Below are 15,693 nucleotides of genomic sequence, written 5' to 3'. Positions count from 1 at the left end.
GCCAGCGATAACGGTCGAATTTTCACCACAAATCCATAAGCTGCCTGCTAAGGTTGGCAAGCCCGTCTTCGCAACGGATAATGCCCAGTTTTTCCACCCGCGCATCGATGCGCCCGCCGCGCTTGCGGTCGAAAGAGAAGACCATGAAAGACACCATTCGCCAGCTGATCCAGCAAGCCCTCACCCAACTCGTCAACGAAGGTGTGTTGCCTGAAGGCCTGACGCCGGCGATCCAGGTGGAGAACGCCCGCGACAAGACCCACGGCGACTTCGCCAGCAACATCGCCATGATGCTGGCCAAACCTGCCGGCATGAAGCCGCGCGATCTGGCGGAGAAAATCATCGCCGCACTGCCCGCTGACGAGAACGTCACCAAGGCCGAAATCGCCGGCCCGGGCTTCATCAATTTCTTCCAGAACACCCAGGCACTGGCCTCGCGCCTCGACGCCGCGCTGGCCGACGCCCATGTCGGCGTGCGCAAGGCCGGCCCGGCGCAACGCACCGTGGTTGACCTGTCGGCGCCGAACCTGGCCAAGGAGATGCACGTCGGCCACTTGCGCTCGACCATCATCGGCGACGGCGTGGCCCGCGTGCTTGAGTTCCTCGGCGACGAAGTGATCCGCCAGAACCACGTCGGCGACTGGGGCACCCAGTTCGGCATGTTGATGGCGTACCTGCAGGAAAACCCGATCACCAGCGACGAATTGTCCGATCTGGAAAACTTCTACCGTGCGGCCAAGCAGCGTTTCGACGAGTCCGAAGAATTTGCCGACCGCGCCCGTGGCCTGGTGGTCAAGTTGCAGGCTGGCGATGCCGAATGCCTGGCACTGTGGACCAAGTTCAAGGACATCTCGCTGTCGCACTGCCAGAAGATCTACGAACTGCTCAACGTCAAACTGACCATGGCCGACGTAATGGGCGAAAGTGCCTATAACGACGATCTGATCAATGTGGTCAACGACCTGAAAGCAGCGGGCATGCTGGTCGAGAGCAACGGCGCCCAGTGCGTGTTCCTCGACGAGTTCAAGAACGCCGATGGCGACCCGCTGCCGGTGATCATCGTCAAGGCTGACGGCGGCTACCTGTACGCCACCACTGACCTCGCCGCCGTGCGCTACCGCAGCGGCAAGCTCAAGGCTGATCGTGCGCTGTACTTCGTCGATCAGCGTCAGGCCCTGCACTTCCAGCAAGTGTTCGCCGTGGCGCGCAAGGCCGGTTTCGTCACCCATCCGATGGAAATGGAGCACATGGGTTTCGGCACCATGAACGGCGCCGATGGCCGTCCATTCAAGACCCGTGACGGCGGCACCGTGAAGCTGATCGATCTGCTCACTGAAGCCCAGGAACGCGCCTACAACCTGGTGAAAGAGAAGAACCCGACCCTGGCCGAAGACGAGTTACGCAACATCGCCAAGGTCGTCGGCATCGGCGCGGTGAAATACGCCGACCTGTCCAAGCATCGCACCAGCGACTACAGCTTCAACTTCGACCTGATGCTCAACTTTGAAGGCAACACCGCGCCATACCTGCTGTACGCCTACACCCGCGTGGCCGGTGTGTTCCGCAAACTGGGCAAGGACTTCAGCGAAGTCGACGGCCAGATCGTCCTCGAAGCGGCGCACGAGCAAGAGCTGGCGGCGAAACTGGCGCAGTTCGGCGAAGTGCTGAACAACGTCGCTGAAAAAGGCACGCCGCACATTCTCTGCACCTACCTGTACGACGTCGCCGGCCTGTTTTCCAGCTTCTACGAAAACTGCCCGATCCTCGCCGCCGACACCCCGGCGCAGATGCAGAGTCGTCTGCGTCTGGCCGCACTGACCGGTCGCACCCTCAAGCAAGGCCTGGAGCTGTTGGGTCTGGAAACTCTGGAGCGTATGTAAGTTGGCTGCCAAGAAAAAACCTGCACCCAAGCGCGGCGCCAGCCGCTATCAGGCCCCGGCGAAGCAACCGATTCCGGGCTGGCTGTGGATGGCCATCGGCCTGACCGTCGGCGCCTTCATCGTGTTTCTGATGAAACTGGAACCGGGCAAGGGCAGCGACACGGTCAAGCGCGAGAAGGTCGAACAGCAGCAGAAAGCGTCGAAGATCGCTGAGGCGAACAAGAGCCCGCCGAGCCCGACGCAACCGGTGAAACCGAAGTACGACTTCTACACCTTGCTGCCGGAATCGGAAGTGATCGTGCCGCCGGACGCGGTGCCGGAGAAGACTTTGCCGACGCCGCAAGTGCCGGCCATCCCGACCACGCCGGTGACCCCGGCCGAAGCGGCGAAGATCGACACGGCGCGGGCGCAGGCGGCCCTGGCCGGGATTACGCCGCCGCCAGCACCACCGGTGAGCAAGGCCGCGCCAGTGACCAAGTTCTTCTTGCAGGCCGGTTCGTTCCGCAAGGAAACCGATGCTGACAAGGTACGTGCGCAGATCATTCTGCTCGGCCAAGCCGTGGCGGTGGAGTCCGGCACGGTCAAGGATGAAACCTGGTATCGCGTGCTGGTCGGCCCGTTCAGCAACCGTGAACAACTGACCACTGCGCAGAAACAACTGGCTGGCGCCGGCTTCAGCAACCTGCTGTTACAACAACGCCAAAGCCGCTGATTCCCTCCCACACGGGCGCCACAAATCCCCTGTAGGAGCTGCCGAAGGCTGCGATCTTTTGATTTTGTTTCAGATCAAGATCAAAAGATCGCAGCCTTCGGCAGCTCCTACAGGAGGTCGCCGTTCGTCCCTCCGCACCCTCCCCGGTTGAAATCCTCCCCGGCACCCCCATATGAATGGGCATAAGGCATTTTCGCCCCGCTGCGTGGAGACTCTTCCCTTGACCACCATCGTTTCAGTCCGCCGCCACGGCAAAGTCGTCATGGGCGGCGACGGCCAGGTTTCTCTCGGCAACACCGTGATGAAAGGCAACGCCAAAAAGGTTCGTCGCCTGTACCACGGCCAGGTCATCGCCGGTTTCGCCGGTGCCACCGCCGACGCCTTCACCCTGTTCGAACGTTTCGAAGGCCAGCTCGAAAAACATCAGGGCCACCTGATCCGCGCCGCCGTCGAACTCGCCAAAGAATGGCGCACCGACCGTTCCCTGAGCCGCCTCGAAGCGATGCTCGCGGTTGCCAACAAGGATGCCTCGCTGATCATCACCGGCAACGGTGACGTGGTTGAACCCGAAGATGGCCTGATTGCCATGGGTTCCGGCGGCGCCTACGCGCAAGCCGCCGCCAGCGCCCTGCTGAAAAAGACCGACCTGTCGGCGCGCGAGATCGTCGAAACCGCTCTCGGCATCGCCGGCGACATCTGCGTATTCACCAACCACACCCAGACCATTGAGGAGCAGGATCTCGCTGAATAAGCCTGTTGCGGCCCGCGTGCCACGGCTTGTTTCTGCTTGAGGACCGTCAATTATTATGTCCATGACTCCCCGCGAAATCGTCCACGAACTCAACCGCCATATCATCGGCCAGGACGATGCCAAGCGCGCCGTCGCGATTGCCCTGCGCAACCGCTGGCGCCGCATGCAGCTGCCTGAAGAGCTGCGCGTTGAGGTGACCCCGAAGAATATCCTGATGATCGGCCCGACCGGTGTCGGCAAAACCGAGATCGCCCGTCGTCTGGCGAAACTGGCCAATGCGCCGTTCATCAAGGTCGAAGCGACCAAATTCACCGAAGTCGGTTATGTCGGTCGTGACGTCGAGTCGATCATTCGTGATCTCGCCGACGCCGCGATCAAGATGCTCCGCGAGCAGGAAATGACCCGCGTACGCCACCGCGCCGAAGACGCTGCCGAGGACCGCATCCTCGACGCGTTGCTGCCGCCGGCACGCATGGGCTTCAGCAACGAAGAAGCGCCGAGCTCCGATTCCAATACTCGTCAGCTGTTCCGCAAGCGCCTGCGCGAAGGTCAGTTGGACGACAAGGAAATCGAGATCGAAGTCGCCGAAGTCTCCGGCATCGAGATTGCCACGCCGCCGGGCATGGAAGAGATGACCAACCAGCTGCAATCGCTGTTTGCCAACATGGGCAAGGGCAAGAAGAAGTCGCGCAAGCTCAAGGTCAAGGAAGCGCTGAAACTGGTGCGTGATGAAGAAGCCGGGCGTCTGGTCAACGAAGAAGAGCTGAAGGCAAAGGCGCTGGAAGCGGTCGAGCAGCACGGCATCGTCTTCATCGACGAAATCGACAAGGTCGCCAAGCGCGGCAATGTCGGCGGCGCCGATGTCTCCCGTGAAGGCGTACAGCGCGACCTGCTGCCGCTGATCGAAGGCTGCACCGTCAACACCAAGCTGGGCATGGTCAAGACCGACCACATCCTGTTCATCGCATCCGGCGCCTTCCACCTGAGCAAGCCGAGCGATCTGGTGCCGGAGCTGCAAGGCCGTCTGCCGATCCGCGTAGAACTCAAGGCGCTGAGCCCGGAAGACTTCGAGCGCATCCTCAGCGAACCGCATGCTTCGCTCACCGAGCAATATTGCGCGCTGCTGAAGACCGAAGGCCTGAACATCCAGTTCCAGCCCGAGGGCATCAAGCGTCTGGCGGAGATCGCCTGGCAGGTCAACGAGAAAACCGAGAACATCGGCGCCCGTCGCCTGCATACTCTGCTTGAGCGCCTGCTCGAAGAGGTGTCGTTCAGCGCCGGCGACCTGGCCAGCGCCCACGATGACAAGGCGATTCTGATCGACGCCGACTACGTCAACAGCCACCTCGGCGAATTGGCGCAGAACGAAGATCTGTCCCGCTACATTCTGTAGAGCGGCAAGCTACAAGCTACAAGCGGCAAGCTGAGTTAAGCTTGCAACTTGTAGCTTGCAGCTAAAGGCTGTTTTTCATGATTCCCACCGACATCAAACTGCACAAAGCCTCGAAAACCCTGACGCTCACTTACGCGTCCGGCGAGGAGTTCACTCTGTCCGCCGAGTTTCTGCGCGTGCACTCTCCCTCCGCCGAGGTCCAGGGCCACGGCAAACCGATCCTGCAATTCGGCAAGCTCAACGTGGGTCTGAGCAAGCTGGAACCCGCCGGTCACTACGCACTGAAACTGACCTTCGACGACGGTCATGACAGCGGCCTGTTCACCTGGCAATACCTCTACGAACTCGGCAAGCGCCAGAACGAACTCTGGGACGATTATCTTGCCGAGCTGCGCGCTGCCGGAAAATCCCGCGATCCGAACGAGTCGTTCGTCAAGCTGATGCTCTAGGCCGTGGCTCTTGCTCTTTAGAGGGCATTTTCTAACTTCATCTGTTTGAATGCTCCGCTCACGCAGCCCAGGATGGGCCGCTTGCGAAAAAAATTAAACTCGGGTAACCAATGGAGCTGGCAAGTTCCCTGCAGTGCTCTACGACTGTAAAGCAGCTATGCAGAATCAACGGTCACCCGAGCAGTAGTACCCGGCATTGGCTGTGGAAGCGACAGCGTGAAACCGGGTACTCGTCTCAGGACAATGGAGCGTCGTAGATGAGTGACAAGAATAACGATGACCTGAAGTACCAAGCCTCGGAAAACACTCTGGGACTTAACCCCGTCGTCGGGCTGCGCGGAAAGGATCTGCTGGCCTCTGCTCGAATGGTGCTGAAACAGGCCATCAGACAACCGATTCACAGCGTCAGGCACGTGACCCATTTCGGCCTCGAGCTGAAGAATGTGCTGCTGGGTAAATCGGCGCTGCAACCGGCCGGCGACGATCGTCGTTTTGCCGATCCGGCGTGGAGCCAGAACCCGCTGTACAAACGTTATCTGCAAACCTATCTGGCCTGGCGCAAGGAACTGCATGCCTGGATCGACGATAGCAGCCTGTCCCCCAAAGACATCGCTCGCGGCCACTTCGTCATCAACCTGATGACCGAAGCCATGGCGCCGACCAATACGGCGGCCAATCCGGCGGCGGTCAAACGCTTCTTCGAAACCGGCGGCAAAAGCCTGCTCGATGGTCTCTCGCATCTGGCCAAGGATCTGGTGCACAACGGCGGCATGCCGAGCCAGGTCAACATGGGCGCATTCGAGGTCGGCAAGAGCCTGGGCGTCACCGAAGGTGCGGTGGTGTTCCGCAACGACGTACTAGAGCTGATCCAGTACCGGCCGATCACCGAGCAGGTCCACGAGCGCCCGCTGCTGGTAGTGCCGCCGCAGATCAACAAGTTCTACGTTTTCGATTTGAGCCCGGACAAGAGCCTGGCGCGCTTCTGCCTGCGCAACAACGTGCCGACCTTCATCATCAGTTGGCGCAACCCGACCAAGGCCCAGCGTGAATGGGGGCTGTCGACCTACATCGAAGCGCTGAAAGAAGCCGTCGACGTGGTCACCGCTATTACCGGCAGCAAAGATGTGAACATGCTCGGCGCCTGCTCCGGCGGCATCACCTGCACCGCCCTGCTCGGCCACTACGCCGCGCTCGGCCAGAACAAGGTCAACGCCCTCACCCTGCTGGTCAGCGTGCTCGACACCACCCTGGACAGCGACGTCGCCCTGTTCGTCGATGAGCAGACTCTGGAGACCGCCAAGCGCCACTCCTACCAGGCCGGGGTGCTCGAAGGCAAAGACATGGCCAAGGTCTTCGCCTGGATGCGCCCCAACGATCTGATCTGGAACTACTGGGTCAACAACTACCTGCTCGGCAACGAGCCGCCGGTGTTCGACATCCTGTTCTGGAACAACGACACCACTCGCCTGCCCGCTGCGTTCCACGGCGACCTGATCGAGATGTTCAAAAACAATCCACTGATCCGCCCCAATGCACTGGAAGTGTGCGGCACGCCGATCGACCTCAAGCAGGTCACCGCCGACATCTTCTCGCTGGCCGGCACCAACGATCACATCACGCCATGGAAGTCCTGCTACAAGTCGGCGCAACTGTTCGGCGGCAAAGTCGAATTCGTGCTGTCGAGCAGCGGCCATATCCAGAGCATCCTCAACCCGCCGGGCAATCCGAAGTCGCGCTACATGACCGGTGAAGAGATGGCCGCCACTGCTGATGACTGGCAGGAAAACTCGACCAAGCACACCGATTCCTGGTGGCTGTACTGGCAGGCATGGCTGGCCGAGCGCTCGGGCAACCTGAAAAAGGCCCCGACGAAACTGGGCAACAAAGCGTACCCGGCAGGCGAGGCTTCGCCGGGCACTTATGTACATGAGAGATAGCGGCAAGTTTCAAGCTGCGAGCGACAAGCTGAGCGGGTTCTGCTTGAAGCTTGCGGCTTGCAGCTGCTCCCAACTGACCCGAAGGGTTTGACCCATGCCGCAACCGTTCATATTCCGCACCGTCGACCTGGATGGCCAGACCCTCCGCACGGCGGTGCGTCCCGGCAAGCCTCATTTGACGCCTCTGCTGATTTTCAACGGCATCGGCGCCAACCTGGAGCTGGTGTTTCCGTTTGTCGCGGCGCTCGACCCGGATCTGGAAGTGATCGCCTTCGACGTGCCCGGTGTGGGCGGCTCGTCGACGCCGAACCGGCCGTATCGCTTCCCCGGCCTGGCCAAACTGACGGCGCGGATGCTCGACTATCTCGACTACGGTCAGGTCAATGTGATCGGCGTGTCGTGGGGCGGCGCCCTGGCGCAGCAGTTCGCCTACGACTACCCCGAGCGCTGCAAGAAACTGGTACTGGCGGCCACTGCGGCCGGTGCGGTGATGGTCCCGGGCAAACCGAAAGTGCTGTGGATGATGGCCAGCCCGCGCCGCTACATTCAGCCATCCCATGTGATTCGCATCGCGCCGATGATCTACGGCGGCTCGTTCCGCCGCGACCCGACGCTGGCTGCCAGCCATGCGGCGAAAGTGCGCTCGGCGGGCAAGCTCGGTTACTACTGGCAGCTGTTCGCAGGCCTCGGCTGGACCAGCATCCACTGGCTGCACAAGATCCATCAGCCAACGCTGGTGCTGGCCGGCGATGACGACCCACTGATCCCGCTGATCAACATGCGCATGCTCGCCTGGCGCATTCCCAACGCGCAGCTGCACATCATCGATGACGGCCATCTGTTCCTGATTACCCGCGCCGAAGCAGTGGCGCCGATCATCATGAAGTTTCTCGAAGAGGAGCGTCTGCGCGCAGTCATGCACCCGCATCCGACCCCGCTCGGCGGCTGATCGCGGCGGCCTGCTTTATGCAGCACTTTTCAAATCAAGCGCGCGGCAGGACGCCGCGCAGGCAGCAACCGGTAACAGCGTCTATGGTGTTCTGGTTCGGTGAGTGTGTTTTTGCCCTGAGACGAAGGAGTGTTGAGTCATGCGCGAAAAACCAGCGACGGGCGTGGTGCCCAGCCCCGCCGTGTTTATCAACGCCCAGAGTGCGATCGCCGGTCTGCGTGGCAGGGATCTGCTGTCGACACTGCGCAGCGTCGCCGCCCACGGCTTGCGCAATCCGTTGCACAGCGCAAAGCATGCGCTGAAGCTTGGCGGACAGTTGGGCCGCGTGCTGCTCGGCGAAACCCTGCACCCGACCAACCCGCACGACAGCCGCTTCGCCGATCCGGCGTGGAGCCTCAACCCGTTCTACCGGCGCAGCCTGCAGGCGTATCTGGCCTGGCAGAAACAGGTCAAGAGCTGGATCGATGAAGGCGACATGAGCCCTGAAGATCGTGCCCGTGCGCACTTCGCTTTCACCCTGCTCAATGACGCCGTAGCGCCATCCAACACGCTGCTCAATCCGCTGGCGGTCAAGGAGTTGTTCAATTCCGGCGGGCAGAGTCTGGTGCGTGGCCTGAGCCATTTGTTTGATGATCTGCTGCACAACGACGGCCTGCCCCGGCAAGTGACCAGGCAGGCGTTCGAGGTCGGCAAGACCGTGGCGACCACCAGCGGATCGGTGGTGTTTCGCAATGAAATGTTCGAGCTGATCCAGTACAAATCGATGAGCGAAAAGCAGTACGCCAAACCGCTGCTGGTGGTGCCGCCGCAAATCAACAAGTACTACATCTTCGACCTGAGCCCGCAGAACAGCTTCGTCCAGTACGCCCTGAAAAACAGCCTGCAGACCTTCATGATCAGTTGGCGCAATCCTGATGTGCGCCATCGCGAGTGGGGCCTGTCGAGTTACGTCGAAGCGGTCGAAGAAGCGATGAACATCTGCCGGGCGATTACCGGCGCGCGTGAAGTGAACCTGATGGGCGCCTGCGCCGGCGGCCTGACCATCGCCGCCCTGCAAGGGCATTTGCAGGCCAAACGGCAACTGCGCCGGGTCGCCAGCGCGACGTACCTGGTCAGCCTGCTCGACAGCCAGATCGAAACCCCGGCCACGCTGTTCGCCGATGAGCAAACACTGGAAGCGGCCAAGCGGCGCTCGTACCAGCGGGGCGTACTCGACGGTCGCGACATGGCCAAGGTCTTCGCCTGGATGCGCCCCAACGATTTGATCTGGAGTTACTTCGTCAACAACTACCTGCTGGGCAAAGAGCCGCCAGCCTTCGACATCCTCTACTGGAACAACGACAACACACGCCTGCCGGCGGCGCTGCACGGCGATCTGCTGGATTTCTTCAAGCACAACCCGCTGACCCACGCTGGCGGCCTCGAAGTCTGCGGCACGCCGATCGACCTGCAGAAGGTCAACGTCGACAGCTTCAGCGTCGCCGGCATGAACGACCACATCACGCCGTGGGACGCGGTGTATCGCTCGACCCTGTTGCTCGGTGGCGAGCGACGTTTCGTGCTGTCCAACAGCGGCCACGTGCAGAGCATCCTCAATCCGCCGAGCAACCCGAAAGCCGCCTATGTCGAAAACGCCAAGCTGAGCAGCGACCCGCGTGCCTGGTACTACGATGCAAAACATGTCGACGGCAGTTGGTGGCCGCAGTGGCTGGAGTGGGTCGCGCAGCGCTCCGGCGCCCTGCACGAAACACGCACCACCCTCGGCAATCCGAACTATCCACCGATGGAAGCGGCACCCGGCACCTATGTGCATGTGCGCTGAAGCTCAACCGATTTTTTGCTAAGAAGACTGGATGAAAACCCGCGACCGGATTCTCGAATGTGCACTGCAACTGTTCAATGAAAAGGGCGAGCCGAACGTGTCCACCATGGAGGTGGCCAACGAAATGGGGATCAGCCCGGGCAATCTCTACTACCACTTTCACGGCAAGGAACCGCTGATTCTCGGTCTGTTCGAACGCTTCCAGCACGAACTCGCCCCCCTGCTCGACCCGCCGCCGGACGTTGAACTGGCGCCGGAGGATTACTGGCTGTTTCTGCATTTGATCGTTGAGCGACTGGCGCAATACCGGTTCCTGTTCCAGGACCTGTCGAACCTCGCCGGACGCCTGCCGAAACTGGCCAAGGGGATTCGCAATCTGCTCAATGCGCTGAAGCGCACGCTGGCGTCGCTGCTGGCAGGACTGAAGGCTTCGGGGCAACTGGTCAGCGATACCCAGGCATTGGGTCAACTGGTGGAGCAGGTGACCATGACGTTGCTGTTCTCGCTGGATTACCAGCGGATTCTCGATCGTGAGGGCGAGGTTCGCTTGGTGGTTTATCAGATCATGATGCTGGTGGCGCCGCATTTGTTACCGCCAGTGAAGGTGGCGACAGAGCGGATGGCCCTGCAATACCTTGAGGATCACGACTGACCCAAAATCAAAAGATCGCAGCCTTCGGCAGCTCCTACATTTGAAATGCGTTCCCCTGTAGGAGCTGCCGAAGGCTGCGATCTTTTAATCTTCAAAAAAAAGCCCGACCTTCACAGGCCGGGCGTTTTTGATTTGCCCTGAAATCAGGACTGACTGGATGGCGTCGACGGTGTCGATGCCGCAGTCGGGGTAGCGGCTGCCGTAGGTGCCGCAGCGGAGTTTGCCGCGTTGGCCGGAGCTGTTGGAGCCGTTGATGGCGCGGCGGCCGGTTTCGGCGCAGCGGCTTTCGGCGCGGCCGGTTTTTTCACTGCCGGCTTTTTCGCCGCAGCCGGTTTGGCCGCAGGCTTCGCAGCAGGTTTGGCGGCAGCGGTTTTCGCCGCTGGCTTGGCCGCTGGTTTCGCTGCAGTTTTGGTTGCAGGTTTTGCTGCTGACTTGGCCGCCGGTTTCGCAGCGGCTTTGGCGGCAACCGGTTTGGCGGTAGCTTTGGTCGCAGGCTTGGCGGCTGCAGTTTTGGTCGCAGCTTTCGCAGCAGGTTTTGCCGCCGCTTTGGCCAGTGGCTTGGCTGCGGTTTTCGCCGCTGGTTTGGCCGCTGCAGTTTTAGTGGCAGGCTTCGCCGCAGCGGTTTTCGCCGCTACGGGCTGAGCTTTCAGACCGGTGAGTTTTTCGATCTGTTTGGTCAGCGTGTCGACCTTGGCGTTGAGTGCCTTGACCTCGTTGCGGCTCGGTACACCCAGGCGCGAAATCGCGCTGTTCAGACGCTTGTCGAACGCGCCTTCCAGCTCATCCCACTTGCCCATGGCGCGGTCTTTCACGCCGCTGATGCGCGACTTGGCCGAAGAGGTCGAGTCCTCGACTTTCTTGCCGACGGCAGTCTTGGTGAGCTTCTCGGCTTTCTCGCCGTCTTTGACCAATGCATCGAAGAGTTTGCTGCCGTCAGTGTCGATCTTCGAGTACACGCCTAAACCAGCCAGCCAGATTTTGCGGGAGTAGGACTCGACCTTCCCGACCCACGAGCTGCTTTCTTTATCGGTGTTCTTTTTGCCAGCCATCCCGTTCTCCTTAAGATTTTCGCGCGACGCGTTCGAGCAATGCCGTCAGCTCATCGAGCTTAGCAGAGAGTGCCTCAACGTCATGTTTAGACGGAATGCCGATCCGATTCAAGGCGCTGGCCACACGGTTGTCGAAGGCCTTCTCGACCTTGTCGAGCTGAACTTCAACGCGACCCTTGAACGAGCTGACCTGAGTGGCCGCGTCATCGATCTCGGCGTTGGCCGCATGGAGTTTTTCACTGACGGCTTTTTTGCCTTTCTTTTCAACAGTTTGACCGGCGGCGACGAGCTCTTGAAAGTACTCGCTGCCCTCCTGGCCGACCTTGGTGTAGGCGCCCAGGCCTGCCAGCCAGATCTTGCGGGCATAGGATTTGACGTCGCTCAGAGTGGAAGTCGGAGCGTCGATTTTTTTCTTCAAAATGACTTTGGCCATGGTGCACCTCACGCGCAGAAGGTTTGAGGAACTGCCGGACGAGTGTCGGGCTCAGGCACAAAGTAGGCAGAAAAATTAGAAAGGGCACCCTAACCAGCGGGAGCAACTCTAAACAAATGTGGGAGCGAGCCTGCTCGCGAAAGCGGTTTGTCAGTCACTGATAATTTGACTGAAAGACCGCTTTCGCGAGCAGGCTCGCTCCCACAGGGGATTGGATTTCAACCTGAAAATCAGGCCAGGGCTTTGTCGAGGGCTTTCTCGATCTCGGCTTTGATCATGCCGCTCATGGCCGACATCATCAGGCCCAGTTCGACGTCGACCCGGATCGAGTCGTCCGCCACATGCACTTCGCCTTTCACGCCGGAGCGCTTGAGGTTCAGGGTATCGCCCGACCATTGCGGCTCCAGGCCGTATTGTTCATTGAGCTTTTTGGCCAGTTTGTCGGCCTTCTCGCGGGCGGCTTCCTTGCCCAGGGTGTGGGCGCGCTCAACACTGATTTTGGCCATGGAATGACTCCTGATGATTGAATGGCTGACGTTGAATCTTGACCGCATCTGCGGCAAATCGTCCCGAAGGTTGCCCATCTTACCTTTAGCCATTCCAAGACAAAGCATGGCTTGGGGATTAGAATGTCGCGCATTCTCTTTTGGTGACAGCGATATGACTGATCAGCGCAAAGGCAGCGATGCCGAACCCACCACTCACTTCGGCTTCAAAAACGTTCCGGAAAGCCAGAAAGCGGAAAAAGTCGCTGAGGTTTTCCATTCCGTAGCCGCAAAATACGACCTGATGAACGACCTTCTGTCGGGCGGCATGCACCGTCTGTGGAAGCGTTTCGCGATCGAGCTTTCCGGCGTGCGCAGCGGCAACCGCGTGCTCGACATCGCCGGTGGCACCGGCGACCTGACCCGCAAGTTCTCGAACCTCGTCGGCCCGACCGGCCAGGTCGTGCTGGCCGACATCAACGAATCGATGCTCAAGGTCGGCCGTGATCGCCTGCTCGATCTCGGCGTTGCCGGCAACGTCGAATTCGTCCAGGCCGACGCGGAAAAACTGCCGTTCCCGGACAACCATTTCGACTGCGTGACCATCGCTTTCGGTCTGCGCAACGTCACGCACAAGGAAGACGCGTTGCGTTCGATGCTGCGCGTGCTCAAGCCCGGCGGACGCCTGCTGGTGCTGGAGTTTTCCAAGCCGACCAACGCGCTGATGTCGAAAGCCTACGACGCCTACTCGTTCGCCTTCATGCCGCTGATGGGCAAGCTGATCACCAACGATTCGGAAAGCTATCGTTACCTGGCCGAATCGATCCGCATGCACCCGAATCAGGAAACCCTGAAGTCGATGATGGTCGAGGCCGGTTTCGACCGCGTGACCTATCACAACATGACCGCAGGCATCGTCGCCCTGCACCGCGGCATCAAGCCCTGATGTTGCTCACCGGGCTGCTCGCCAGCGTCGAACTCGGTCTTAACCGGGTGCTGCGTCTCGACAGCACGGCGCTGCCGCGCCTGGCGCATTTGACCGGCAAGGTGATTGCCGTCGACTGCCGCAGCCCGGCGCTGCAATTGTTCATACTGCCCAGTGACGAAGGCCTGATGCTGGCTTCGCAGTGGGCAGCGGATGTCGATTGCACGTTGCGCGCACCGGCCTCGAGCCTGGTGAAACTGGCCCTGAGCAAAGACAAGACCGCGGTGCTGCACGCACCCGAAGTCGAGCTCGATGGCGACAGCGGCGTGTTGCTGGAACTGGCCGGCGTGCTGCAAGACCTCGAGCTGGACTGGGAGTATGAGCTCTCGCGCTGGCTCGGCCCGGTCGCCACGCAGCTGCTCGGTGGCCATCTGCGCAGCCGCGCGCGCTGGTATCAACAAGGATTTGCCAGCCTCAACCAGAATCTTGCCGAATACCTCGCCGAAGAATCGCGCACCCTCGTCGGGCAACGCGAAGCCGAAGCGCGATTCAGCGAACTGGACCGGATCAAACTCGATCTGGAACGACTCGAGGCGCGTTTCGAGCGCCTTTCCCGATCCCTCGACCCAAGCGATAACGCATGAAGCTGCTTGCCGTCCGCCGTCTGTTGCGCATCCAGCGCGTCGTGATCCGCTACCGCCTCGATGACCTGCTGTTCGATCTGCCGCTGCCCTGGTTTCTCCTGGCCGTGCGCTTTTTGCTGCCGTGGCGCTGGCTGCCGCGCAAGCCGCTGGAACTCAACCGTGGCGCGCGCTTGCGCCTGGCGTTGCAGGATCTGGGGCCGATCTTCATCAAGTTCGGGCAGATTCTTTCGACCCGCCGCGACCTGCTGCCGGAAGACATCGCCGATGAGCTGATGCTGCTGCAGGACCGCGTGCCACCGTTCGATTCGCAGGTGTCGATCAAGCTGATCGAAGAACAGCTTGGCAAGAAAATCAGCGAAGTGTTCAGCCGTTTCGACGTCGCCCCGCTGGCCTCGGCCTCGGTGGCGCAAGTGCATGCGGCGCAGCTGAAAAGCGGCGAAGAAGTCGTGGTCAAGGTCATTCGCCCGGGTCTGAAGCCGGTCATCGCGCAGGATCTGGCGTGGCTGTTCATCCTTGCTCGCGCCGCCGAAAAATTCTCCGCTGATGCGCGCCTGCTGCACCCGGTGGACGTGGTGCAGGATTACGAAAAGACCATTTACGACGAACTCGATCTGTTGCGCGAGGCGGCCAACGCCAGCCAGTTGCGCCGCAACTTCGAGGGCTCGCAACTGCTTTATGTACCGCAAGTCTATTGGGACTGGTGCCGGCCGAAAGTGCTGGTGATGGAGCGCATCTACGGCATCCAGGTCACCGATCTGGCGACCCTTGCCGACCAGCGCACCGACATGAAAATGCTCGCCGAACGCGGCGTGGAGATTTTCTTCACTCAGGTGTTCCGCGACAGTTTCTTCCACGCCGACATGCACCCGGGCAACATCTTTGTCAGCACGGTCAATCCGTGGAGCCCGCAGTACATCGCGATCGACTGCGGCATCGTCGGCAGCCTGACCCCGGAAGACCAGGATTATCTGGCGCGCAACCTGTTCGCCTTCTTCAAGCGTGACTACCGCCGGGTCGCGCAGTTGCACATCGATTCGGGCTGGGTGCCGGCGGAAACCAAACTCAACGAATTCGAAGCGGCGATCCGTACGGTGTGCGAACCGATCTTCGAAAAACCGTTAAAAGATATTTCATTTGGCCAGGTGCTGATGCGCCTGTTCCAGACCGCACGGCGCTTCAACATGGAAGTGCAGCCGCAGCTTGTTCTGCTGCAAAAGACTCTGCTGAATATCGAAGGCCTCGGCCGTCAGCTGTATCCGGATCTGGATCTGTGGAACACCGCGCAGCCGTTTCTCGAACGCTGGATGCGCGAACGCGTCAGCCCGAAAGCCCTGCTGGGCAACGTGCAGAGCCAGCTGGAGCAGATTCCGCACTTGTCGAACATGGCCCGCGATCTGCTCGAACGCATGTCGCAACCCCATGCCAAAGACCCACCGCCGCCGTGGCGCAAACGCAAGGACGACTGGTTCCTGCGCCTGCTCGGCTGCGCGCATCTGGCCGGCGGCGCGATCCTCGCAGCGGGTGGTCCGTTGACCGATTGGTCGCACTGGCCCGCCGGAATCATGATCGCGGTCGGTTTGTATCTGGTCGTTCGCCGATAGCACGAATCAGC

Annotated in this window: 16 protein-coding genes; 12 read left to right on the top strand and 4 right to left on the bottom strand. The window is 60.7% G+C overall.

Translation table 11 applies throughout. The annotated features are described in order from the left end of the window. Positions 1-22: 22 nt before the first annotated feature. Positions 23-145: a hypothetical protein gene (locus tag AB4N53_RS21850; protein ID WP_256674698.1), complete on the bottom strand. Its 123-nt coding sequence runs from the start codon at positions 143-145 to the stop codon at positions 23-25. Here AB4N53_RS21850 and argS point away from each other — a divergent pair. The 9 genes from argS to AB4N53_RS21805 all read left to right on the top strand — a co-directional run bounded on the left by argS (position 144) and on the right by AB4N53_RS21805 (position 10,545). Continuing rightward, on the top strand, positions 144-1,880 hold the full coding sequence (argS, locus tag AB4N53_RS21845; RefSeq protein WP_041477563.1) for an arginine--tRNA ligase: 1,737 nt from the start codon (positions 144-146) through the stop codon (positions 1,878-1,880). The two genes, AB4N53_RS21850 and argS, sit on opposite strands and share 2 nt — an antisense overlap. A gap of 1 nt (position 1,881) precedes the next feature. Continuing rightward, on the top strand, positions 1,882-2,592 hold the full coding sequence (locus AB4N53_RS21840) for an SPOR domain-containing protein (RefSeq protein WP_460139004.1): 711 nt from the start codon (positions 1,882-1,884) through the stop codon (positions 2,590-2,592). A gap of 220 nt (positions 2,593-2,812) precedes the next feature. Then, positions 2,813-3,343, top strand: coding sequence for an ATP-dependent protease subunit HslV (gene hslV / locus AB4N53_RS21835; RefSeq protein WP_007968352.1), 531 nt, complete (start codon positions 2,813-2,815; stop codon positions 3,341-3,343). A 55-nt stretch (positions 3,344-3,398) separates the two neighbouring features. Further along, a complete protein-coding gene (hslU, locus tag AB4N53_RS21830) occupies positions 3,399-4,736 on the top strand; it encodes an ATP-dependent protease ATPase subunit HslU (protein ID WP_016772060.1) in 1,338 nt (445 codons plus the stop codon). 77 nt (positions 4,737-4,813) lie between these two features. Then, a complete protein-coding gene (locus tag AB4N53_RS21825; protein WP_460123159.1) occupies positions 4,814-5,185 on the top strand; it encodes a gamma-butyrobetaine hydroxylase family protein in 372 nt (123 codons plus the stop codon). Between the two features lie 257 nt (positions 5,186-5,442). Continuing rightward, positions 5,443-7,122: a class II poly(R)-hydroxyalkanoic acid synthase gene (gene phaC, locus AB4N53_RS21820; protein ID WP_039756663.1), complete on the top strand. Its 1,680-nt coding sequence runs from the start codon at positions 5,443-5,445 to the stop codon at positions 7,120-7,122. A 94-nt stretch (positions 7,123-7,216) separates the two neighbouring features. Further along, entirely contained in the window at positions 7,217-8,071 is an 855-nt protein-coding gene (gene phaZ / locus AB4N53_RS21815; RefSeq protein WP_016772063.1) for a poly(3-hydroxyalkanoate) depolymerase, read from the top strand. A 139-nt stretch (positions 8,072-8,210) separates the two neighbouring features. Beyond that, on the top strand, positions 8,211-9,893 hold the full coding sequence (gene phaC / locus AB4N53_RS21810) for a class II poly(R)-hydroxyalkanoic acid synthase (RefSeq protein ID WP_460123156.1): 1,683 nt from the start codon (positions 8,211-8,213) through the stop codon (positions 9,891-9,893). 31 nt (positions 9,894-9,924) lie between these two features. Then, the gene (locus AB4N53_RS21805; RefSeq protein ID WP_460123154.1) at positions 9,925-10,545 is read left to right on the top strand and encodes a TetR/AcrR family transcriptional regulator; all 621 of its coding nucleotides are present in this window, start codon (positions 9,925-9,927) and stop codon (positions 10,543-10,545) included. 143 nt (positions 10,546-10,688) lie between these two features. On the opposite strand, the gene AB4N53_RS21800 is transcribed toward AB4N53_RS21805, so the two are convergent. The 3 genes from AB4N53_RS21800 to AB4N53_RS21790 all read right to left on the bottom strand — a co-directional run bounded on the left by AB4N53_RS21800 (position 10,689) and on the right by AB4N53_RS21790 (position 12,533). Then, the gene (locus AB4N53_RS21800) at positions 10,689-11,594 is read right to left on the bottom strand and encodes a phasin family protein (RefSeq protein WP_460123151.1); all 906 of its coding nucleotides are present in this window, start codon (positions 11,592-11,594) and stop codon (positions 10,689-10,691) included. Positions 11,595-11,604: 10 nt separating this feature from the next. Next, positions 11,605-12,027, bottom strand: coding sequence for a phasin family protein (locus AB4N53_RS21795; protein ID WP_076565216.1), 423 nt, complete (start codon positions 12,025-12,027; stop codon positions 11,605-11,607). A 230-nt stretch (positions 12,028-12,257) separates the two neighbouring features. After that, the gene (locus AB4N53_RS21790) at positions 12,258-12,533 is read right to left on the bottom strand and encodes a polyhydroxyalkanoic acid system family protein (protein WP_056787308.1); all 276 of its coding nucleotides are present in this window, start codon (positions 12,531-12,533) and stop codon (positions 12,258-12,260) included. 154 nt (positions 12,534-12,687) lie between these two features. On the opposite strand from AB4N53_RS21790, the gene ubiE reads away from it, so the two are divergent. From ubiE to ubiB, 3 genes are read left to right on the top strand one after another with little or no spacing between them, the layout of a single operon-like run. Continuing rightward, on the top strand, positions 12,688-13,458 hold the full coding sequence (gene ubiE / locus AB4N53_RS21785; RefSeq protein ID WP_016772069.1) for a bifunctional demethylmenaquinone methyltransferase/2-methoxy-6-polyprenyl-1,4-benzoquinol methylase UbiE: 771 nt from the start codon (positions 12,688-12,690) through the stop codon (positions 13,456-13,458). Continuing rightward, complete coding sequence (locus AB4N53_RS21780; RefSeq protein WP_016772070.1) at positions 13,458-14,081, top strand: ubiquinone biosynthesis accessory factor UbiJ; 624 nt, start codon at positions 13,458-13,460, stop codon at positions 14,079-14,081. The genes ubiE and AB4N53_RS21780 overlap by 1 nt, the downstream gene beginning before the upstream one ends. After that, positions 14,078-15,682: a ubiquinone biosynthesis regulatory protein kinase UbiB gene (gene ubiB / locus AB4N53_RS21775; protein ID WP_460123147.1), complete on the top strand. Its 1,605-nt coding sequence runs from the start codon at positions 14,078-14,080 to the stop codon at positions 15,680-15,682. The genes AB4N53_RS21780 and ubiB overlap by 4 nt, the downstream gene beginning before the upstream one ends. Positions 15,683-15,693 lie beyond the last annotated feature (11 nt).

This window comes from Pseudomonas sp. H3_E04 (assembly GCF_054668915.1).
This window is presented reverse-complemented; position numbering and strand designations above follow the sequence as displayed.